The sequence below is a fragment of the Aestuariirhabdus sp. LZHN29 genome, from assembly GCF_049985285.1.
Taxonomy (GTDB): domain Bacteria; phylum Pseudomonadota; class Gammaproteobacteria; order Pseudomonadales; family Aestuariirhabdaceae; genus Aestuariirhabdus.
The window spans coordinates 40,964-60,949 of record NZ_JBNIEU010000005.1; the positions used below are offsets into that span (position 1 = coordinate 40,964).

Here is a 19,986-nt window from a genome sequence, read left to right on the forward strand (position 1 = left end):
AATAATGCAGATAACCCTAAAGCTGTATGCGTCTTTCGGACGTTTTCTCCCGCCGGGCGCCCGACACAATACCGTCGAGTTGGAGCTGGAGTCAGGGCAATCAATTCATTCGGTGCTAGATCGCTACGCTGTGCCGTTGAAAGAAGCCCATCTGGTGGTGGTTAATGGTGTTTTCGTATGTGAAAGTGAGCGTGATAGCTACCGTTTGAGCGAGGGTGATACGTTGGCGGTATGGCCGGCAGTGGCGGGAGGATGACGGCGCTAGAGAAGCCCCGGGTTATCAGTAAGGAGATGTCACTTGTTCCCGACGAGTTCCGTCGTCAGTTGGCTCGCTTAGCGGAGCGCCTGACTCTCGCTGTAGAGCGCGAGCAGAACCGCTATCATCTCACAGGTCCTGATTCACTAAGGGTTTGTATCGACCTGGAACAGCTGCCCCCAAGGCGCATCGCCTCCATCTCCTTGCCCGTTATGCAGGTTCGTATTGAGTTTTTAGACGCCACCAGCGAGCAGTTCGCTGAATTTAAACACTGTTTTGACCTCTATTTTCGTAAAGGGGGGGGCTGAATGGAGGTCGTGGCGGTAAACAGCGGACACAAAAAATCCGCAACTAAGCGGATTTAATGTTACGAGGTTTCTCTCGGCTTCCTGCCTTTGTAGCATCCTGCTACTGTGCTCCTGACATCCTTATCTGAGCAATTTCCTTTCCTGCGCCATCCTGGCTAGCAACCGAAAAGTGCCTTCACTGGCAGATGACCCTATCCCTAATCCGTGTCAACTTATCGATTGCTTGAGTTCAGTATACGGGTTTGGCAGGTTGATACATCGCTACTTTCCCCTGATGCTCTGTAGGATATATCCTACATCGCTGTACGCAATCGTTGATCGAGGCGGGCCTTTAACCGAGATTCGGCTCATGGCCTGAAAGAGCGGCAGCATATGAAAAAGCCCCAATGCTGAGGATCCTGCATCGGGGCTTTGTTTGGTCACCGCTACACCAGTGCCTGTTCGGCGGAAACGTAGTCGTAACCCAGGTCCCGCGCCACTGCTTCGTAGGTCACCTTGCCCTTGCAAACGTTGAGACCCGCTCGTAGGTGAGGATCATCGTTTAGCGCCGCTACCACCCCTTTGTTTGCCAAAGAGACGGCAAAGGGCAGGGTCGCATTGGTTAACGCAAAGGTGGACGTCCGGGCGACGCCTCCAGGCATGTTGGCGACACAATAATGGACGATGCCATCAACTTCATAGGTTGGTTCCTGATGGGTTGTGGCGTGGCTGGTTTCGAAGCAGCCACCCTGATCGATAGCCACGTCCACGAGAACCGCGCCAGTCTTCATTGTGCCCAGCATTTCACGTGTCACCAGGTGGGGTGCTGCGGCCCCGGGAATCAGCACAGCACCGATAACGAGATCAGACTGGGCAACAGAGGTAGCGATGTTTTCGCTGTTTGAATACAGGGTCTTGAGGCCCGGGCCGTAGAGCTCGTCGAGTTGCTTAAGGCGGGGCAGTGAACGATCCAGGATAGTTACATCAGCTCCCATACCTAGCGCCATTCGTGCGGCATTCACACCCACAACGCCACCTCCAATAACGGTCACTTTGGCAGGTGCAACACCCGGGACGCCGCCAAGCAGGGTTCCGTTGCCGCCTTGGGCCTTTTCAAGGGCGTGGGCTCCCGCTTGAATTGACATGCGACCAGCAACCTCGCTCATGGGAGCGAGCAGGGGCAGGGCACCGTTTCGATCGGTCACTGTTTCGTAGGCGATGCAGATAGCGCCTGAGTCAACGAGTAGGCGGGTCTGCTCGGGATCGGGAGCGAGGTGTAGATAGGTGAACAAGATTTGACCGGGGCGCAGCATGCGGCACTCATTGGCCTGTGGTTCTTTCACCTTCACAATCATCTCTGCACGGGCGAATATCTCCTCCGCGCTATCGACAATTTCAGCGCCTGCGGCCACGTACTGTTCGTCAGTTAGACCTATGCCCAGGCCCCCGTTGAGTTGCACCAGCACTTGATGCCCCTGGTGGGTGAGCTCGCGAACCCCGGCGGGGGTCATGCCGATACGGTACTCGTGGTTCTTAATTTCTTTAGGGACGCCGACTAGCATTGCTTTCTCCTTCAAATGAAGATTTTGTTGTTGGTAAAGCACTAGTTTAGGGTATTTTTAAGAGTAAAAAATTGTGTTATTGCTATTAGTGCAGTTAAGTTTTCCGGTCTAGTGGTGATTATTAGTGAATTACTGGTATATTGATGTTGCTCATTAGTTAATTGGAGTGTTTGATGGGGATCTCTATAATAGGCAGCAACTAGAACGAACCTAGGAACTGAAATAGTGGCACTTGAATACCGAGTAGTACCCGTAACCCCTTTCCAACAAAACTGCTCGGTTATTTGGTGCAGCCAAACACGTAAAGCGGCGATCGTTGACCCTGGCGGAGATCTTGATCGTATTATGGCGGTGGTTGAGGATGAGGGGTTGGATCTTGAACAGATCCTGTTAACCCATGGCCACGTTGATCACATCGCGGGTACCGATGAGCTGAAGCGGCTCACGGGTGTGCCGATAATAGGGCCGGGAGAGGAGGATCTGTTTTGGATTCAAATGCTTCCCGAGATATGTAAGCAGTATGGTTTCCCTCCCGCCTTAGGTTTCTCTCCCGATCGCTGGCTGAAGGAGGGTGATAACCTGGAGGTCGGCAATGAAACGCTACGGGTCATACACGCTCCTGGCCATACTCCAGGACATATCATCTTTTTTCATAAAGAGCAGTCGTTGGCCTGGGTCGGTGATGTTCTGTTTCAGGGCTCGATCGGTCGTACCGATTTCCCCAAGGGGGACTATGACACCCTGATTCGCAGTATTCGCGAGCGCTTGTGGCCGTTGGGGCAGGAGGTGACTTTCGTGCCCGGTCACGGTCCCAACTCCACGTTTGGGAAAGAGCGCCGGAGTAACCCTTTTGTTGGTGACGGTTTGTTTGAATAGCCCCCGTAAATTCTCGGTTTATGGGCGCGAGACCGCACAAACCATCTCTGTAATGTCGTAAATGGTCAGGCATATCTGTCCAACCTTGCCGTCGGCTGAGGCCAGCGGAGTTATCGTCGTATTCTGGTACATAAAGTCGACGGTACCGGTAATCGGGTGGTAGTTGTTGAACTTGAAAAGGTAGGGGCGTTGCTGCCAGGTGGTAAACGCCCGATTTCCCAAAAGGAAAACGGGTTTGGTTTTTTGCCGGAACCACTCTTCGTCAAGTTCCGGAAAGATGCTAAAAAGTGATTTTTCCCGAACCTGAATTGGACTTTTCCCGCTGTGATTTTCCATAAAGGTGTTCCATGCGAGCACCCGGTAGTCGGAGTCCAGCACAACCAGCCCTACATCAATCGTCTGGATCATCGACATTAACCAGTGAATATCGTTGATCTCAAGGGGCGAGCTTTCCATAGTTATTCCACCAGATAGCCGATACGTTCGTTGAGGAAGGCAACCGACTGCTCTGTATAGAGCAATAGCAGGTCACACTCGATGTTAAGCCCTTCCACGCTAAAGCCTACTTCGATAGCCAGTGTCTTTTTCCAGCGCTCCTGGGTATTGGTTTTGAGGATTTCATCGATGCTCAGATGCTGCCCTAGCACCTGGGGATGGCTTTGGCTAAAGGTGAGATCCAGCTGCGTTTCCAGTCCCTTCAGGCATGCACCAATCAAAATATTTGCGACATCCATCAGTACTTCAATTTCGGTATCGGGGTCGATTAGCCCCTTGTACCCCATCTGTCGGGCGATATCCTGATAGCTCGAGTCATGGAAAATAAGCAGGGCTTCACCCGCAATGCCCGCACCTATAAACCCTTGGCAAATGGCGGAGCAGGCCTCCTCGCGATTGCTGTAGTTCAATGCCATCTGTAGTTCGCTGACCTCAATCAGGTTAACCCGTGGTACCGGCATGCGCACAAATACATCGAGCAGCCGTGCCAGCAGGTCTGCTGCACGGCCAATGGCGACGTTGGTGATTTCCCGGTAGGCATCGATATAGTCGGCTTTGGCGACGAACTGTTGCGCCAGGCTGTCGGGGGCTACACCCTCGTCTTTTTTCTGCCGGGATTGATGGAGGTTTGCTTTGTTACCCGGGTCGTCGCTTAAACGTGGAACATGCAATTGTTCAATAACTTTGGCTAGGGTTTCCGCGCTGGCGGGCTTTTTAATAAAGCCGTGCGCACCTAGTTCCATCACCCTTTGCCGCGCTTTAGGCTGAATATCCCCCGAGACAACGATTACTTTGCTTGAAATTCCACGTTGCTTGATCGCTTCGAGGGTACCGTAACCATCAAGGATCGGCATGGTCAGGTCCAGGAAGAGGATCTCCCCGTCGCCGTTTTCAAGGGCGGAAAGTGCTTCCTCGCCATTGGTGACAAAGCTTATTTGTGCGTCCAGATTCTGCGGAAGCGCCCTTGCGAGTTGTTTTCGGGCCATGCTGGAATCATCACAAATCAGAATGGAGCAGCTCATCAGAGAGGGGGGTCCTGTCGCTTAAGGGTCCCCTAATCATAGTTGCCTATTCATTGGCCGTCGTGATTGTTGGCACCAGGCTATCTACAATCCGCTTCGCCAAGTAGGTAGAATGGCCCCCTTTATTGCAAAGACCAGCTGTGGAGTGTCGGGGATGTTGTCTGAAAGTGCGTCCAACAGATTTGGGGGGATCGCTCGTCTTTATGGGGTGCAGGGGCTGGAACGCTTACTGGCTTCACACGCTTGTATTGTCGGTATCGGAGGGGTGGGTTCCTGGGCGGCAGAAGCGCTTGCAAGGACTGGCGTTGGTGCTCTTACGCTGATCGACCTCGACGAGATCTGCGTTACTAATAGCAATCGCCAGATTCATTCGCTGGCTTCAACTGTCGGCCAATCAAAGGTGATGGTTATGCGCGAGCGTCTATTGCAGATCAATCCAGAGTGCCGAGTAACCGTCGTCGAGGATTTTATCGACAGTGACAACGTTCGGCGCTTGCTTGAGGGACCTTTCGATCTTGTGATTGATGCGATCGATAACGTGCCGGCAAAAGCCGCTGTGGTCGCATACTGCAGGCGCAATAAGGTAAACCTGGTCTGCACCGGGGCGGCGGGGGGGCAAACCGATCCTTTGGCGATCGATATTGCGGACCTGAACAAGACCTACAATGATCCGCTTTTGGCGAATGTGAGGTCACTGTTAAGAAAACGCTATGGGTTTTCGCGCAACACTCGACGTAACTATGGTGTGTCCTGTGTTTATTCAACACAGCAACTGCTCTACCCCCAGGCGGATGGTTCCGTATGCAGCCAAAAGTCCCTCACCGACGGAGAGGTAAAGCTCGACTGCAGTGGCGGTTTTGGGGCGGCTACGATGGTGACAGCCAGTTTTGGCTTCGTTGCCGCAGCGAGAGGTGTTGAGCGTATACTGAAGCAGGTAAAATCTACCGATTCTCAGCCTGATGCCGGATCTGCTCCATAATTCGGTGCAACCCATTGCTACGCGAAGGGCTTAGGTGGCGCTCCAGACCGAGCGGGTAAAAGTCAGCCATCGGGTTAAAGGTGCGTAACTCGTCAGCAGAGCGTTGGTTGGCAAGGCTTAGTAACAGTGCGAGCAACCCCCTCAACAGGCGAGAGTCGCTGTCTGCCATAAACCAGAGTTTACCGCTCTCAGTGGCTTTGACATGCAGCCAAACAGGGCTTTCGCACCCGCTAACCAGCGCCTCTTCTGTTCTCATCGACTCCGGCAATAAAGGAAGCTGGTCGCCGAAAACCATGATTTGACGGTAGCGTTGCTGCCAATCGCGTTTTGCTAGTAACGGCTTGCATAGGCTTTCAAACGTTAGCTCCTGTCCGTACCGCTGGAAGCCCTTTTCAAAAGGTGAGGAGTCTACGGCTTGCCTGCGCTGGGGCGTTTTGCTGCCCGTGACGATGGACTCGAGCCGGTCGGCAAAGCGATCTATCTCTTCCCGGGTGTTGTAGATGGAGAAAGAGGCGCGTAGGGTCCCCTGGGTTCCCAGTAGGCTCATCAGCGGCATGGCACAGTGGTGGCCGGTTCGTACGGCGATCCCTTCAAGATCGAGCTGTGCGGCAACATCTTTATGGTTCAGTGCCGGAATCTCTATTGATAGGACGGGACCCTGGCTCGCGGGGTGCCCAATCCGCTTTATACCCGGTATGCGAGCGCACCGTTCGATAGCGCGATGCAGCAAGCCTTGTTCGTGTTGAAGCAGGAGGTTTCGGTCAAAACCGGCGATCATATCCAGAGCTGCAGCGAAACCTATGGCTCCGCTGATGTTGGGAGTGCCAGCCTCGAAGCGCAGCGGTGCTGGCTGGTAACTGCTGCCGGAAAAACTGACATGGGAGATCATTTCGCCACCGCCTTGCCAGGGGGGCAGTTGATTCAAAAGTGTCTGTTTACCATAAAGGATACCGATACCGGTGGGGCCGAATGCCTTGTGACCGGAACAGACAAAGAAATCACAACCCATTTGCTGTAGGTCGATGGGGTGGTGGGCCACCGCCTGGGCGCCGTCGACCAGAACCAGCGCGCCGGCATCGTGGGCCATCAGGATCATAGGGGAGAGATCCGGCTGCGTACCAATGGCGTTGGAGCACTGGGTAACGGCAACAAGACGGGTTCTGGGCCCGAGCAAAGCGCGGTAGGCCTCTAGGTCGAGGTCGCCTTCAGTGGTTAACGGGATGACCTTTATTGTGGCCTTGTAGCGCTGTGCGGCAAGCTGCCAGGGAACGATGTTCGCGTGGTGTTCCAATGCACTGATCACTATTTCATCGCCCGGGGCGAATGCCAGGGTGTTGGCCACAAGGTTGATACCCTCGGTGGCTCCGCGGGTCCAGATTATTTCTGACCGGTCCGCCGCGTTAAAAAATCTCTTTACCGTATCTCTGGCGTTTTCATAGGTTTGGGTCGCACGGTCAGCGAGTCGGTGTGCTGCCCTGTGCACATTCGCGTTGGATCCCCGATAGAAATCGTCGATTGCCTGCAATACACACAGAGGTTTCTGGGTGGTTGCAGCGTTGTCGAAGTAGATAAGACCATCTTGTGTAGCCCCATCAATAATCAGTGGGAACTGTTTTCGTATCTGTTGGGGATCAAAGTCAGGCATAGGGTAGCAGTACCGGAGGTGATAGCGAGGGCCCGTTCAACGGCGCACACTGCGATCGCGCAGGCGCGCCATAGTGCGTTAATGCACACTCTAGATCAAGGGGTGGGCGGTTGGTATCGGGACTAAACCAGATGACAGAATACCCCATCGTGCTAGAATTCGTGGCCTGAAATTGAATCTTCCTGAGACAATCCCGGTTTCTCTATTAGGTATATCCAGATAATGAACAGTTATACAACGAAAGCTTTACTAGCCGGTGATGTTGCAGCCGGTAACAGGGTCCAGATTAAAGGCTGGGTCCGGTCACGCCGCGACTCCAAAGCCGGAATCTCCTTTGTTAGCGTAAACGACGGCTCCAGCTTCGACTCCTTGCAGGCGGTCGTACCATCGACGATCGAGAACTACGAAGCTGAGGTGTTGAAACTCAGTGCAGGGTGTTCGGTAATCATCGAGGGGGAGCTTGTCCCGTCCCAAGGGCAGGGCCAACGCTTTGAAATACAGGCGAGCAAGGTTGAGGTTATCGGTTGGGTTGATGATCCAGAAACTTACCCTATCGCCAAAAAACGCCATACCTTCGAGCATCTTCGTACGGTTGCCCACCTTCGCCCCCGCACGAATGCGTTCGGTGCGATTACCCGAGTCAGAACGACCCTAGCTAACGCGATCCACAATTTTTTCTACCAGCAGGGATTTCAGTGGATCAATACGCCTCTTATCACTGCCAGCGATTGCGAGGGCGCAGGGGAGCTGTTTCGTGTCAGCACGCTGGATATGTCGAATCTCCCCCGTGATGACAACGGTTCGGTCGACTATAACGAAGACTTTTTTGGGAGCGAAAGCTTTCTTACCGTCTCGGGCCAATTGAATGTTGAAGCCTATTGTTTGGCAATGTCCAATGTTTACACCTTTGGCCCAACCTTCCGGGCGGAAAACTCCAATACCAGCCGCCATCTGGCAGAGTTCTGGATGGTGGAGCCCGAGATTGCCTTTGCGGATCTAAATGATTGTGCGGACCTGGCAGAGGCATTGCTCAAGTATGTGTTTAGAGTGTTGTTGGACGAGCGCAGCGAAGATATGGCCTTTTTTGCCCAGCACATCGATAAAGAGGCGATTGCACGGCTCGAGCACGTTATTAGCTCTGATTTTGAACGCATGGATTATTCCGATGCGATCCGTATTCTTGAGGGGTGTGGCAAAAAGTTTGAATATCCGGTGAAGTGGGGGCTGGACTTGCAGTCAGAGCACGAGCGTTACCTCGCGGAGGAGCACGTAGGGCGTCCCGTGGTATTAATGAACTACCCCAAAGAGATTAAGGCGTTTTATATGCGTTTGAACGATGATGATCGTACGGTGGCCGCTATGGACGTTCTGGCCCCGGGGATTGGTGAGCTTATTGGCGGTAGTCAGCGAGAGGAGCGCCTCGATGTACTGGATCGCCGTATGGCGGAGGTGGGGCTCGATAATCAACTCTCCTGGTACCGCGATCTGCGTCGCTATGGCACCGTTCCCCACGCAGGTTTCGGTCTTGGTTTTGAGCGTTTGATTAACTATGTGACCGGTATGGACAATATTCGTGACGCGATCCCCTTTCCTCGTACTCCCAAGAGCGCGCCTTTCTAGGAAAGAGGGGGCGCTAAAGCCGGGCGTTTAACAGGGTGTATCCGGCTTGTTATGCTCCGCTGCTGGTTCGGGGTTAGGCGGAGCGTGACAGAATCCCTGGGGGGGAACGTCGAGCGCTGCATTAAACTTGCTGGACAGGTTTTGAAACGCGATCAGGCCGGTCAGTTCAACAATGCCGTCATCATCGAAGTAATGGCGAACGGCATCAACCTCCGTACTCGTGACCTGACGATCGCTAAGGGTGACTGCCTCTGTGTAGTCGAGAACGGCGCGCTCTCGCGCATCGAACAGATCGCAGCTGCGCCAGTTTTCCAATTCGAGGACCTTATCCATTGTGCCGCTGCGCTCCGCCATCTTTGCGGAGTTGATGTCAACGCAGAAGTGACACCAGTTGAGCTGGGATACGCGGACGGTGATCATGGAACGCAAGGCTGGGTCAAGCGGCGAAGATCGCCGGTCGAGTACACCGTAGAGGATGGCGACTGCAGCAAACAGCTTGGGGACTCGCCCCCAGATGAGCCCGGGGTTGAGGACCTGTCCGTATCGGCGCTGTTGACTCCAAAAGAAGGGTTTAAGCCAAATGGGGTAATGACTTTCGGGTTTTGTAGGCACGCGCATAGTGGATAAAGTCCTTTTAAAATAGAGAGGCGGGGGCCGAGTGTAATCTCCCGCATAAGATGGGGGGCAAAGCTGGTTTTCAGACCCCGTCAGGCACGATGCAATATCTCAGGTTTATGGCACAAAAACGCCGACTTTGGTCAACACCTGTTGGTATTTCCCTACATTGCGTTGAAGAGCCTCCAGTTGCAGCTTTCCTCTTATTTTTTTGGGGTGGCCATTGACCAGAATGCTGGAGGCGTCACCCTGTCCCGGCAGAACCGATCCGCTGGCGCACTGAGCCGGGGTCAAGGGCGGCAGGCGCATATGGAGGGGGCGCGGCTTTGTCTTTATCGCAGGCAAAAAAAATCCCGGCAACGCCGGGATTAAAAGGATAAAGCACGAGAACAACACATCAACAATAGATCTACTACAGGAGTATCTGGGTGCAATGTTACGGACTCTGGCGGGATGCGGCTATTGGTAGTTATCCTGCAACGATAGCGGAAAATACCTAGGGAACCTGCCTCGAGTCAGGGTGCCAATTGTTGCACTTATTAGCCCGCTTGCTGGAACGCGAGGCTGGTTTCGATCTCATCCTCTGGTAGGGGCGTGGCATAGGCGTCGCGTAATGGAATGGGGGTATGGCAACGCAGTGTTTCGGCGATCATTTTTTCTACACCCTTGTCCAGCGGTGTCCAGTGTATGGCGTATACGCGGTTGTTTTGATCCAGTCGTGGCACAATTTGCTGGAAGTGCTCAGGCGTATAGCGCATGGCGGGCAGGTGCTCGACGAAGCAGAGGCGCTCAAGCTCTTCCGGGTGCCAGAGTCCACGCTCCTGTAGATTCTGCAAATAGCGTTCTGCTGCCTGCGGAATGGGCATACCAGGGTTGCCGTCGAGTTCTGTTAAAACAACAATTTTACCTTGTTGATAATGAAGGACGGTGACTCCATAACACGCCAGTTGGTTATTCCAGTCGTTGGATCGAACAAGTAGCATCCGCACTCTCCAGCAGCCGTTATAGCTGAGTCGTAACTGTTGTAAGCGATCTTTAACCGAGCAAAAAGGGGCGCATGCGCGAGGGCTTCGCGCATGACCTTGTTAGCCCGGACCGTGGGAGAATTATAGAGAAATATTGCCTGGGACGTTAGATGATTAAGGCATAGCTATACTTCGCTTGATCACTATCCCCCGCGAGCTTCCCGATAGGTACCAATACCTAGTTTCCTGGCGGGTATTCGGTGGTATAAACGACGCATCGGCCTTGCCCTCCAAGGGTTGAAAGGTTCTTCGGATATAAGGAATACCACAATGAATGCTCTTGGCGACCTGAAGCCCCGTCCCCTATGGAATTACTTTGCTCAGCTGTGCAAAGTGCCGCGTATCTCCCAGCAGGAGGAGGCTGTTCGACAGTTGCTAGTCGACTTTGCTGCTGCCTTAGGGCTCGGGTATCAGATCGACAGTGCGGGAAATCTTATTGTAAGGAAACCTGCCACGGCAGGGTACGAGGGGCGATGCGGAGTGATTCTGCAGAGCCACCTCGACATGGTGCCGCAGAAAAATAGCGGTATTAATCACGATTTTGATGTTGACCCGATCAGGCCGCTCATTGACAACGGTTGGGTGCGAGCCGATGGCACCACGTTAGGCGCGGACAATGGAATTGGTGTTGCCGCTATGATGGCGGTATTGGCGGCCGATGACTTGCATCATGGACCCATTGAAGCCCTGTTCACCGTTGATGAAGAGAGGGGTATGAGTGGCGCGGAAGGACTCGAAGCTGGTGTGCTGCAAGGCGATATTCTATTCAATCTTGACTCCGAGGATGAGGGTGAGCTTTTTGTCGGGTGCGCCGGTTGTGTAGATATTGTCGCAACCGCCAGCTACTCACCGGAGTCGCAAGTCGAACATGGTAAGAGTTATGAGATTTTTGTCAGCGGGCTCAAAGGGGGGCACTCCGGATGTGATATTCACCTGGGCCGGGGTAACGCTAACAAAATAATGAACCGGTTGCTGAAGCGGGCTACAGAAGAGCTTGGGCTAGCGATATCCACCATCACCGGCGGTAGTTTGCGAAACGCGATACCCCGTGAGTCCATTGCCAGAGTTGTCGTCCCGGTGGCGCACGCAGAGCGTTTGAGGCAGATGGTTGACGAGGTCGCCAGGGTGGTCGCAGCTGAGCTGGAGATGGTTGATTCTGGTGTAAAAATTGAGATAAGCGACACCGCGCCTGTTGAGGAGGTTATGCCAAGCGCTGTTCAGGCGCACTGGCTTGCGGCACTTGCCTGTTGCCCCCACGGGGTGCAACGGATGAGCGATACGCTATCTGGTGTTGTGGAAACTTCCAACAATTTGGCCACCCTGAACATTGGTGGGGGTGTTATTGAGGTGGGTTGTATGGCTCGAAGCGCGGTTGATAGTGCCATTGATGAGCTGGCCGATGCCGTATGCAGCTGTTTCAGTTTGGTCAATGCTGACACGCGACTGGAAGCGCCTTCTCCGGGTTGGCGGCCGAATATGCAGTCTCCCATTCTTGAGGTTTTATCGACAACCTATAAGCGTCTTTTCGGAGAGAAACCCGCAATTAAGGTAATTCACGCGGGATTGGAGTGCGGGCTGTTGGGGGGTACTTACCCCCACTGGGATATGATCTCGTTTGGGCCAACGATTCGGTTTCCACACTCCCCTGATGAACGGGTCGATATAAAAACAGTAGGCCGTTTTTGGCAGCTGCTGACGTCTGCCTTAGCCGACACCCCGGAATCAAAGAGGGATTAGGCGAGCTACACTGACTGTTGTGTTGATTACGGAGCGGACGTGGCGGGTCCATGTCCGACACGAAATTATGCAACTCAGTATTTTTGACCTTTTCAAAGTGGGTGTGGGGCCCTCAAGTTCACACACGGTAGGTCCCATGTGGGCCATGTGCCGCTTTTTGAAGCGCCTGACCCGCAGTGGGTTTCTGGATCAGGTTGAGCGGCTTGAGGTTCATCTCTATGGCTCGCTTGCCTTAACCGGTAAGGGGCACGGTACCGATCGTGCGGTAATTCTAGGGTTGTCAGGTTGCCGGCCGGACCGGGTTTTGCCGGCGGAGGTTGTCAGCATCTTTAATCAGGTGTGCAGCCGCAAGGAGCTGGTCGTCGGGGGCCGGATCATCGGTTTTGATCCAGTCCAACATATCGGTTTTCACCATTTCGAAACGTTGCCGCGCCACCCCAACGGCATACGAGTGGAAGCCTATTCTTCTGATCGATTGCTGGATCATAGGGAGTATTTCTCGGTCGGTGGAGGATTCGTTGTTGAAGAGGGGGAGGTTGAAGCGGTGGCTCTTGACGCCAATGGTGCCGCTCCTCCCTACCCATTTACCACGGCCATACAGCTGCTTGAGCTTTGTAATCTGAATAACCTCACCGTTTCTCAGCTGATGCTGGAAAATGAGTTGAGCATTCAGGGGGATAAGCAGGTGGTGCTGCAGATGCTCGACCGGATCTGGCAGGTCATGGAGGAGAGTATAGAGCGGGGTTGCAAGCAAGAGGGCATACTTCCCGGTGGGCTGGGTATACGGCGTCGGGCTAAAAGCCTGTTTGAGGACCTAAAGTCCAGGCCAGAGGCTGCCCTGCGTGATCCTTTGGCAGCCATAGACTGGGTCAGTCTGTACGCGTTAGCGGTAAATGAGGAAAATGCCGCCGGCGGCCGGGTGGTTACCGCACCCACCAATGGCGCTGCAGGGGTGATTCCCGCCGTACTGGCCTATTATATGCGGTTTATGCACGGTGCTAGTCAAAAAGGTATGAGAGAGTTTTTGGCTACAGCGGCAGCCATTGGCATGCTTTATAAACACAATGCTTCTATTTCCGCGGCGGAAGTTGGTTGTCAGGGGGAGATTGGTGTTGCCTGTTCGATGGCTGCGGGGGCACTCGCCGGCGCAATGGGCGGTAGTTGCGAGCAGATAGAGAACGCGGCAGAGATCGGTATGGAGCACAATCTGGGTATGACCTGTGATCCTATTGGTGGATTGGTGCAAGTGCCTTGTATAGAGCGTAATACTATGGGGGCGATTAAGGCCATAAACGCTGCGCGATTGGCGCTACGTGGTGATGGGCAGCACCGGGTTAGCCTCGACTCGGTAATTGAAACCATGCACCAAACTGGAATCGATATGCAGTCAAAGTACAAAGAAACCTCCCAGGGTGGCTTGGCAGTCAACGTCGTTGAATGCTAGCGCGCCGTTAGATCAGCGTTGCTGGGCATGGCGCGGGAGCCTGTCCCGGCGGTAGGGGGCGCGGTGTTTGCTATTGTGTAAGTGCTAACGCTTTGATGAAACGCCTATGCGCCAGATACACACATTGTTAATTTGTGCTTCGCTGAAGATCTTTTTTTTAGCGAGTCCGCTTGGGCACGCGTCTTCTGTGTCAGGGGGTGGCAGCGTCCAGAATCACAAGGCATCGGGTTTGCCTATGGCGGAAAAAAGGAGCGGTTCAAATTGCACCTATTGGAAAGACAGTCTTAAGATTCTTATTAATAAGCAGTCTTATCCTGTTGATTATATTGATAATTATTCAATTTCTAGAGGGAGAAGGTTGGTTGTTCAAGGGTATGTGGAGTTAGCTAAGCACTGCTCGTTTGGTAGTGCCGCGCGGGCGGCTCTGTTTCGGAAAATTTGCGAATTAAACGCTGAGCTAATCGCCAATGCCGCCCCCGATGTACTTTCCCTAACCATGACCCAGGTACTGGCAGGGCAGTGGGAGCGAATAAGCCTGTTGCAGTATGGTGCACGCATGCAGGCCGCTTATTGCGAAAGGGGACCGGCTTATCCCTTAATCGTCGCTCAGTAACCCGTCATCGAGGGTTTATTGTTTAAATGCTGGGGCGTTTTCCGTATAATGCGGCCTCATTTTTTAAGGTGGAGATCAATTTATGTCCAAACTGAGCATGGGTGGGCGGTTCGTGAAGCAGGAAGAGCTGGAGGCGATGGAGCAGAAGCGTCTTGTGGCATTGCTGGAGATAACGGAGAAGCATAGTGCCCAGGTCTCGGAACTGACTGCTCAGCTGGAAGTGGCTCGGAAAGAGGCCGCACGTGCAACTGAGCTGCTTCAAAATGAAAAACGCGACACCGCGAGTCGCCAGCGATCGCTGGAGGAGGAGCTGAAGGGTCTCCGAGCATTAAACCCTGAGCGCATGAAGAAGCAGGGCAAGCGTTTGCAGGAGCAAAATCGTGCGTTGACGGCTGATTTGAATGTCCATAAGAGCAAGAATAAGCAGCTCAACGAACAACTGAAAAAAGCAAAAGCCGAGCTTGAGCAACTCAAGGCGGAAAGCGAGCAGGACGATACGCAACAGGTTGCCTGACCGCAATTGGATTGGGTCGCCAACTAAGGCATTTTCCCGCCCCGGCGCAAGGTTTATACTAAGCCTGTAAACGCTAACGGTGTGGAGTCGTAATGGGTGATCGATTCAGGGAGCTGAAGCCGCGCTCCAGTTCGGTAGAGGTTGCTCGATTTTTGCAGCACGCCGAATCTCTTCCTTTGGTACCTGCATCGCGTCGAGGGCGATTGATATTTGCCCTCGACGCGACAGCCAGCCGTGAACCCACCTGGGATCGCGCATCCCATCTACAGTCGAAAATGTTTGCTAACACAAAGGCGCTGGGAAATCTCAGCGTACAACTTTGTTATTATCAGGGTTTTCGCCAGTTCACTGCCAGTGATTGGGTCGATGGTCCCCAACAGCTGCTCGGCAAAATGGAGCGGGTGCGTTGTCTCGCTGGGCAAACACAAATAGCCAGAGTACTTCAGCACGGTATTGATGAGAGCCGCAGACATCCGGTGCAAGGGCTGGTTTTTATAGGTGACTGCGTCGAAGAGCCTATCGATCTTCTATGCGATCTGGCTGGGCAGCTAAAGCTTTGTGGTACCCCGGTTTTTATTTTTCATGAGGGTGGCGAGCACGCTGCAGCTCAGTGCTTGAAGCAGATTGCGCGGGTAAGTGGCGGAGTGTATGTGCCGTTCAATAGTTCTGGAGCTGCGGTATTAAGCGCGCTGCTCAGTGCGGCTGCGGCCTTCAGCCTGGGCGGTGTTGAGGCTGTTGAAAAACTCCCCGCCTCTCAAATGATCTATCTTGAGCAGCTAAAACAACAGTTGAGGAGTTAGCGTGTGCAGTTCCTGATGTTAGGCTTGTTCGTTGCTGGTATGGGGCTTTGGATCGCTTCCCAGCCCCCATTGCGCAGGCGCAAGATATCTCTTGCTCTACTGGTCGCCCTATTATCAATAGTCGCTGTCTATCTCTTGGTGAGTGGGAAAGGGACTGTTTTGATCGCGTTCTTTGCAGCGCTGCTCCCTTTCGTAAGAAGGTTTTTGCCGCTATTGCGATGGTTGCCCCAGATTAAACAGCTATGGAGCCGCCGAGCGCGACAAAAAACAGCAAATACTTCAGAAGTTGTGACCGAAATGTTGCGTATGACCCTGGATCAGGGGACCGGTGAGATGGATGGAGAGATACTGGTCGGCAGGCACCGTGGCGCAAAGCTCAGCGAACTCGACTTCGATGCTATCCTGAATCTTTATAATCATTGCCCGCCTGCGCAACAAGATACGCTTCGCCTTTTACAGGGTTACCTGGAAAAAATGCACCAAAGGCAGTGGAGAGAGTATCAGGGCTCCAGTAGCGCAACTGATCAGCAAACCAAAACGATGGGTGAGATTGACGCCTATAGGGTTCTTGGGCTAGATGAAGGTGCTAGTCGACAGCAAATAATCGATGCCCACCGGCGACTTATATCCAGGGTTCACCCCGATAAAGGCGGTAGTGCCTACCTTGCAGCGGAGCTTAATGCTGCTAAGGAGAAGTTACTGGGGGAGAGCGGGCGGTGACCACGTTCTTAATAACCGTCCTGCTTGCCACCCTTATACTGCTTGGCTTTTATGCACTGTTTTATTTATCCCAACGCAAGCGCAGGCGACTCGGTCGTGATGATGTTCTGCAGTTGATAAGCGCTCGGGTCAGTGGTGAGGGTGGTATCCAGTGGGTTTCGTTCCTTTCGCTTCCTATATATTATGATGTGTTTCTTGAAAGCGTTAGAATTGATTGTAACAGGATAGAGAGCGACGAAAATCTGGTTGGGCAGGGGCAGCCTGTACAGCTATCTGCTGATGCTTGCGACCGCTACCGGGAACTTATTCAACGTGTGCAGCATCATTTTGAATTGACCTGTTGAGAGGCGTTTAAAGAAACTGCTAACAGGCTTTTAATATGAGTTTTTTTGATATTTTCGTGCGAGCTTGCACGAATGCGGCGGCATTGCCGGTAGCCGGTTGAGATTTCGGACGAACCCCAACGCCGTTACAAAGGGTTTGGTTTCCTGGTGCCCAACTGCCCCCCGTTTTCCTCTTCTTTATATCGAGCGATAAAAAAACCCCGGCTATCCTGGGGGGTGGATACCGGGGCAAGACCATTAGGAGTGAAACAAAGGTACACATTCCTACGTAAGCAAGGTCATTGCTGACCCAGATCAAGACCGGCCAATTGGGGGATAGGAGCCGTCTTGATTCGCTAAGTATTGTCGCTTGTATAGAAAACGTCCAATGGAGAGAGGGCTATTTTTACATTTTTTTCGCATATCCTTATTGGGTTCCCCGCATTTTTATTATAGTTGTCGGGATCAATAGCACCTCTATCTCCCTCGCAGGGCCTCTATCTTGGGCGGTTGGGGTTCATTAGTTCCATTGGCCACTATTTTCATAGGGTTATTACGGTTTTTTTTAGTGGTAGGGTGCCGGTAGCAGTGGGCGCATCAATGGCCTAAAAAATGGGGTCGGGTGCAGTAGTTGTTCGTTAGGTTCGGTAGAAGGGTTGGCTGCTTGAATGAAAAAGGTATCACGTAAAGAGAGAGAGTTTTTGCGCCGCGAGCAGGAGATTCTTGATATCGCCTTGAATTTGTTTCTGCGCAAGGGGGAGGAAAACGTTACCGTTGAGCTTATTGCTGAAGAGGTTGGGATAGGCAAAGGCACAATCTATAAGCACTTTCGTTCCAAGGCGGAGATCTACCTTAGAATGATGATCGATTACGAGCGTGAGCTGGCAGACCTGTTTCAATCACAGGAGGTAACACGAGATAAGGACTCACTGGCGCGTAGCTATTTTGAGTATCGCCTGAAAGACCCGGAAAAATACTATCTTTTTGAGCGTTTGGAGGAGAAGCTGGCCCAACGCAATCCCTTGCCCGGTATGTTGGATGAGTTGCACCAAATTCGGGCCTCTAACTTTGATCGCTTAGCGGATCTAATTCGTGCCCGAATAGCTGCCGGAAGCCTTGAGGATGTGCCAGAGTACTATCATTACTGCGCCGCATGGGCCTTAATATCTGGTGGCGTAGCCATGTACCACTCTCCATTTTGGCGGGGCGTTATTAAGGATAAAGAAGGCTTTTTTGACTATATGATGGATATTGGTGTGCGCATGGGTAATCGTGGTCGTAGTCGGACCTCTGGCACTAAAGGGGAAGTTAACGCCGTGGATGAAGGGGATAACCTGTGAGTCGGCAACCTTTCGCTTATATAGAGCCTCTGTATCGTCCACCTAGTGAGGCGCGCTCGCTGATCTTGCAGGCTACCAACGGTTGTTCCTGGAATCGTTGTACCTTTTGCGAGATGTATACCGAGCCGCAAAAAAAATTCGGCGTGCGCCCGGACGAAGAGATCGAACAGGATCTGCGGTCAGCTGCCGCTTATAGGGGAGATATCAGGCGGGTGTTTCTTGCAGACGGGGACGCGATGGCGTTGTCGGTAAGGCGGTTAATCTCCATCCTTGAGATGATTCAGCGTCACCTTCCTAATGTTGAGCGCGTTTCAGCCTACTGTTTACCTCGCAACTTACGCGGTAAGAGCAGGCAGGAATTGGAGCAGCTGCGTATGCTTGGTTTGGGCCTGCTGTACGTTGGTGCGGAATCAGGAGACGATGAGGTGCTACAACGAGTAAACAAAGGGGAAACCCACAAGAGCACCTGTGACGCATTGCTGCTCGCCGGAGAAGCCGGGATAAAGCGCTCGGTGATGATTCTCAATGGTTTGGGGGGCGTTAGCTTGAGTCGCCAGCACGGGATTCAGTCGGCACGATTGGCCAACATCACGCAGCCAGAGTATCTTTCGACATTGGTGGTTAGCTTTCCAATGGGCGAAAACCGTTTCAGGGAGCATTTTCCCGACTATGTGCCCTTGCAGCAGGAGCAACTTTTTGAGGAAATGGAGTTGTTGTTATCGAGTTTAGAGCTCGACAATACGATTTTCAGGAGTGATCACGCCTCCAACTATCTCGTGCTGAAAGGACGGTTAGGGCGGGATAAGGCGCAGTTGTTGAAAGAGGTCAGGCGGGCCATGTCTGCACCGCAACAGGCGGGCTTGCGTCAGGAGTGGCAAAGGGGTTTATAAGGGGTGTTGGAATGAAGCGATTTTCGCTAGTGATGGGTTGCACGTTTATGCTGTTTTCGGTGGTGGCTTGTATGCCATCGGAGATCTATTCTGAAACGGAGCGTTATGCTCGAGATGCCCGTCTCTTGGATTCCTTTGATCTGTATCGAACCGGGAACTGGGGTCTTCCCAAAGACCCGGCGATATCGGTTGTTCGGGTCCAAAGCTCCAATATAGAAGCGGATCGATACAGCGCTCAGTTGGCCGATACGATGGTGGGAGGGCTGCGTAGTTACTTTCCCCATATTCATGAAGCCAGATCAGCAAAGAACTTTAACGCAGCCTTGACGATGGCGCGTAAAGAGAGGGCCGATTACTTACTGGTTCCCCAGTTACTGGTTTATGACGATGCCATTGGCGACTGGAAGCAATGGCGGGAATCTCAGGAAATATCAGAGGTTGGCAGGGATAAAATTAAAATCACCCTGGCGCTCTATACCGCGGCGACCGGTGGGTTGGTCGAGAACGCTTACATCGAAGGGCGCAGTGGCTGGCTTACGTTTATTAATAGCGATCCGGCAGACCTCCTTTATCCGGCTATTGAAGAGTATGCGCAGCAGCTCTACGGTAATCACTAGTTTGCATCGATGGGGGTAGTATGGGCAATACACCGGGGGCTTTAGCGAGGGCACTAGCCGGCCTGCGGCCTAATAAAGGCTTGCCCCCGGTAGAGGATTGGCAGCCTTCAACCCACGGCGATAGCGAGATGCGCATAGATCGTAATGGTGATTGGTATTATCAGGGGTCTACGATTGAGCGAAGCGCCCTGGTTCGCCTTTTTTCTACGATTTTGCGCTGTGATGAAGGTATTCACTACCTTGTGACCCCGGCGGAGAAACTAAGTATCGAGGTTGAAGATGCACCTTTTGTTGCGATCGACCTCGAACCGCAATCAATGCACGCTGACCCACTGCGCTTCGTCACTAATTTGGGAGATGTTGTCCCTCTTGATTCACAGCACCCCCTTGAAGTCGTGATCGATGCTAAAGGCGAAGGCATACCCTATATATTGGTTAGGGGGGCACTTAGAGCCCGTATTCACCGCAATCTGTTCTACCATCTAGTAGAGCATCATTGCATTGAGAAAGTTTTGGGAAATCAACGCCACCTTGGAGTCGTCAGTAGTGGAGCATTTTTTTCCCTGGGGAAACTGCAGGAACATTAACCGACTAACCGCAAGGTAA

Annotated in this window: 23 protein-coding genes; 16 read left to right on the plus strand and 7 right to left on the minus strand. The window is 52.8% G+C overall.

Translation table 11 applies throughout. The features are described from left to right. Positions 1–4: 4 nt before the first annotated feature. Both thiS and ACP3PW_RS15910 read left to right on the plus strand, forming a co-directional pair. Positions 5–256, plus strand: a complete 252-nt coding sequence (thiS, locus tag ACP3PW_RS15905) for a sulfur carrier protein ThiS (RefSeq protein ID WP_426417723.1) — start codon at positions 5–7, stop codon at positions 254–256. Then, a complete protein-coding gene (locus ACP3PW_RS15910; protein WP_426417724.1) occupies positions 253–564 on the plus strand; it encodes a hypothetical protein in 312 nt (103 codons plus the stop codon). Before thiS ends, ACP3PW_RS15910 begins: the two co-directional genes overlap by 4 nt. Before the next feature lie 425 nt (positions 565–989). Here ACP3PW_RS15910 and ald read toward each other — a convergent pair whose 3' ends face one another. Continuing rightward, positions 990–2,105, minus strand: a complete 1,116-nt coding sequence (gene ald / locus ACP3PW_RS15915; RefSeq protein WP_426417725.1) for an alanine dehydrogenase — start codon at positions 2,103–2,105, stop codon at positions 990–992. A 225-nt stretch (positions 2,106–2,330) separates the two neighbouring features. Between ald and ACP3PW_RS15920 the strand changes: the two genes are divergently transcribed. Continuing rightward, complete coding sequence (locus ACP3PW_RS15920; RefSeq protein ID WP_426417726.1) at positions 2,331–2,981, plus strand: MBL fold metallo-hydrolase; 651 nt, start codon at positions 2,331–2,333, stop codon at positions 2,979–2,981. 18 nt (positions 2,982–2,999) lie between these two features. On the opposite strand, the gene ACP3PW_RS15925 is transcribed toward ACP3PW_RS15920, so the two are convergent. Both ACP3PW_RS15925 and ACP3PW_RS15930 read right to left on the minus strand, forming a co-directional pair. Next, entirely contained in the window at positions 3,000–3,437 is a 438-nt protein-coding gene (locus ACP3PW_RS15925) for a PAS domain-containing protein (protein WP_426417727.1), read from the minus strand. A gap of 2 nt (positions 3,438–3,439) precedes the next feature. Further along, positions 3,440–4,498 (minus strand): response regulator, encoded by a 1,059-nt coding sequence (locus ACP3PW_RS15930; RefSeq protein WP_426417728.1) that lies wholly within the window; start codon positions 4,496–4,498, stop codon positions 3,440–3,442. A gap of 112 nt (positions 4,499–4,610) precedes the next feature. On the opposite strand from ACP3PW_RS15930, the gene tcdA reads away from it, so the two are divergent. Next, positions 4,611–5,477: a tRNA cyclic N6-threonylcarbamoyladenosine(37) synthase TcdA gene (tcdA, locus tag ACP3PW_RS15935; protein ID WP_426417729.1), complete on the plus strand. Its 867-nt coding sequence runs from the start codon at positions 4,611–4,613 to the stop codon at positions 5,475–5,477. On the opposite strand, the gene ACP3PW_RS15940 is transcribed toward tcdA, so the two are convergent. Beyond that, a complete protein-coding gene (locus ACP3PW_RS15940) occupies positions 5,440–7,122 on the minus strand; it encodes a SufS family cysteine desulfurase (RefSeq protein WP_426417730.1) in 1,683 nt (560 codons plus the stop codon). The genes tcdA and ACP3PW_RS15940 overlap by 38 nt on opposite strands. Positions 7,123–7,344: 222 nt before the next feature. On the opposite strand from ACP3PW_RS15940, the gene asnS reads away from it, so the two are divergent. Then, the gene (asnS, locus tag ACP3PW_RS15945) at positions 7,345–8,742 is read left to right on the plus strand and encodes an asparagine--tRNA ligase (RefSeq protein ID WP_426417731.1); all 1,398 of its coding nucleotides are present in this window, start codon (positions 7,345–7,347) and stop codon (positions 8,740–8,742) included. Between the two features lie 27 nt (positions 8,743–8,769). Here the strand turns inward: asnS and ACP3PW_RS15950 are convergent, their stop codons facing one another. From ACP3PW_RS15950 to ACP3PW_RS15960, 3 genes are all read right to left on the minus strand, one after another. Continuing rightward, entirely contained in the window at positions 8,770–9,360 is a 591-nt protein-coding gene (locus ACP3PW_RS15950; RefSeq protein WP_426417732.1) for a carboxymuconolactone decarboxylase family protein, read from the minus strand. Positions 9,361–9,474: 114 nt separating this feature from the next. After that, a complete protein-coding gene (locus ACP3PW_RS15955; RefSeq protein WP_426417733.1) occupies positions 9,475–9,702 on the minus strand; it encodes a hypothetical protein in 228 nt (75 codons plus the stop codon). Between the two features lie 194 nt (positions 9,703–9,896). Then, entirely contained in the window at positions 9,897–10,340 is a 444-nt protein-coding gene (locus tag ACP3PW_RS15960) for a hypothetical protein (RefSeq protein WP_426417734.1), read from the minus strand. Positions 10,341–10,652: 312 nt separating this feature from the next. Here ACP3PW_RS15960 and ACP3PW_RS15965 point away from each other — a divergent pair, with 312 nt between their 5' ends. From ACP3PW_RS15965 to ACP3PW_RS16015, 11 genes are all read left to right on the plus strand, one after another. After that, entirely contained in the window at positions 10,653–12,119 is a 1,467-nt protein-coding gene (locus tag ACP3PW_RS15965; RefSeq protein WP_426417735.1) for an aminoacyl-histidine dipeptidase, read from the plus strand. A 67-nt stretch (positions 12,120–12,186) separates the two neighbouring features. After that, positions 12,187–13,563 (plus strand): L-serine ammonia-lyase, encoded by a 1,377-nt coding sequence (locus ACP3PW_RS15970; RefSeq protein ID WP_426417736.1) that lies wholly within the window; start codon positions 12,187–12,189, stop codon positions 13,561–13,563. A gap of 106 nt (positions 13,564–13,669) precedes the next feature. Next, positions 13,670–14,176, plus strand: coding sequence for a hypothetical protein (locus ACP3PW_RS15975; RefSeq protein ID WP_426417737.1), 507 nt, complete (start codon positions 13,670–13,672; stop codon positions 14,174–14,176). An 82-nt stretch (positions 14,177–14,258) separates the two neighbouring features. Further along, the gene (locus ACP3PW_RS15980) at positions 14,259–14,690 is read left to right on the plus strand and encodes a hypothetical protein (protein ID WP_426417738.1); all 432 of its coding nucleotides are present in this window, start codon (positions 14,259–14,261) and stop codon (positions 14,688–14,690) included. Positions 14,691–14,782: 92 nt separating this feature from the next. Further along, entirely contained in the window at positions 14,783–15,490 is a 708-nt protein-coding gene (locus tag ACP3PW_RS15985) for a VWA domain-containing protein (protein WP_426417739.1), read from the plus strand. A 297-nt stretch (positions 15,491–15,787) separates the two neighbouring features. Continuing rightward, positions 15,788–16,210 (plus strand): DnaJ domain-containing protein, encoded by a 423-nt coding sequence (locus tag ACP3PW_RS15990; protein ID WP_426417740.1) that lies wholly within the window; start codon positions 15,788–15,790, stop codon positions 16,208–16,210. Further along, entirely contained in the window at positions 16,207–16,554 is a 348-nt protein-coding gene (locus ACP3PW_RS15995; RefSeq protein ID WP_426417741.1) for a hypothetical protein, read from the plus strand. Before ACP3PW_RS15990 ends, ACP3PW_RS15995 begins: the two co-directional genes overlap by 4 nt. Before the next feature lie 647 nt (positions 16,555–17,201). Continuing rightward, positions 17,202–17,873 carry a TetR/AcrR family transcriptional regulator gene (locus tag ACP3PW_RS16000; RefSeq protein ID WP_426417742.1) on the plus strand — a complete coding sequence of 224 codons (672 nt, stop codon included), beginning with the start codon at positions 17,202–17,204 and terminating at the stop codon, positions 17,871–17,873. After that, the gene (locus ACP3PW_RS16005; RefSeq protein ID WP_426417743.1) at positions 17,870–18,763 is read left to right on the plus strand and encodes a radical SAM protein; all 894 of its coding nucleotides are present in this window, start codon (positions 17,870–17,872) and stop codon (positions 18,761–18,763) included. Before ACP3PW_RS16000 ends, ACP3PW_RS16005 begins: the two co-directional genes overlap by 4 nt. 11 nt (positions 18,764–18,774) lie before the next feature. Next, positions 18,775–19,380 (plus strand): DUF4823 domain-containing protein, encoded by a 606-nt coding sequence (locus tag ACP3PW_RS16010; RefSeq protein WP_426417744.1) that lies wholly within the window; start codon positions 18,775–18,777, stop codon positions 19,378–19,380. A gap of 20 nt (positions 19,381–19,400) precedes the next feature. Beyond that, positions 19,401–19,967, plus strand: a complete 567-nt coding sequence (locus tag ACP3PW_RS16015; protein WP_426417745.1) for a DUF1285 domain-containing protein — start codon at positions 19,401–19,403, stop codon at positions 19,965–19,967. Positions 19,968–19,986 lie beyond the last annotated feature (19 nt).

Bases quoted from the DNA above. Each gene is read 5' to 3' on its own strand.
- ACP3PW_RS15975 (WP_426417737.1), top strand. From the start codon at position 13,670: ATGCGCCAGATACACACATTGTTAATTTGTGCTTCGCTGAAGATCTTT.
- ACP3PW_RS15970 (WP_426417736.1), top strand. From the start codon at position 12,187: ATGCAACTCAGTATTTTTGACCTTTTCAAAGTGGGTGTGGGGCCCTCA.
- ACP3PW_RS15990 (WP_426417740.1), top strand. From the start codon at position 15,788: ATGTTGCGTATGACCCTGGATCAGGGGACCGGTGAGATGGATGGAGAG.
- ACP3PW_RS15910 (WP_426417724.1), top strand. From the start codon at position 253: ATGACGGCGCTAGAGAAGCCCCGGGTTATCAGTAAGGAGATGTCACTT.
- ACP3PW_RS16015 (WP_426417745.1), top strand. From the start codon at position 19,401: ATGGGCAATACACCGGGGGCTTTAGCGAGGGCACTAGCCGGCCTGCGG.
- ACP3PW_RS15985 (WP_426417739.1), top strand. From the start codon at position 14,783: ATGGGTGATCGATTCAGGGAGCTGAAGCCGCGCTCCAGTTCGGTAGAG.
- ACP3PW_RS16010 (WP_426417744.1), top strand. From the start codon at position 18,775: ATGAAGCGATTTTCGCTAGTGATGGGTTGCACGTTTATGCTGTTTTCG.
- tcdA (WP_426417729.1), top strand. From the start codon at position 4,611: ATGGCCCCCTTTATTGCAAAGACCAGCTGTGGAGTGTCGGGGATGTTG.
- ACP3PW_RS15940 (WP_426417730.1), bottom strand. From the start codon at position 7,122: ATGCCTGACTTTGATCCCCAACAGATACGAAAACAGTTCCCACTGATT.
- ACP3PW_RS15980 (WP_426417738.1), top strand. From the start codon at position 14,259: ATGTCCAAACTGAGCATGGGTGGGCGGTTCGTGAAGCAGGAAGAGCTG.
- asnS (WP_426417731.1), top strand. From the start codon at position 7,345: ATGAACAGTTATACAACGAAAGCTTTACTAGCCGGTGATGTTGCAGCC.
- thiS (WP_426417723.1), top strand. From the start codon at position 5: ATGCAGATAACCCTAAAGCTGTATGCGTCTTTCGGACGTTTTCTCCCG.
- ACP3PW_RS15950 (WP_426417732.1), bottom strand. From the start codon at position 9,360: ATGCGCGTGCCTACAAAACCCGAAAGTCATTACCCCATTTGGCTTAAA.
- ACP3PW_RS15925 (WP_426417727.1), bottom strand. From the start codon at position 3,437: ATGGAAAGCTCGCCCCTTGAGATCAACGATATTCACTGGTTAATGTCG.
- ACP3PW_RS15930 (WP_426417728.1), bottom strand. From the start codon at position 4,498: ATGAGCTGCTCCATTCTGATTTGTGATGATTCCAGCATGGCCCGAAAA.
- ACP3PW_RS15960 (WP_426417734.1), bottom strand. From the start codon at position 10,340: ATGCTACTTGTTCGATCCAACGACTGGAATAACCAACTGGCGTGTTAT.
- ACP3PW_RS15965 (WP_426417735.1), top strand. From the start codon at position 10,653: ATGAATGCTCTTGGCGACCTGAAGCCCCGTCCCCTATGGAATTACTTT.
- ald (WP_426417725.1), bottom strand. From the start codon at position 2,105: ATGCTAGTCGGCGTCCCTAAAGAAATTAAGAACCACGAGTACCGTATC.
- ACP3PW_RS16000 (WP_426417742.1), top strand. From the start codon at position 17,202: ATGAAAAAGGTATCACGTAAAGAGAGAGAGTTTTTGCGCCGCGAGCAG.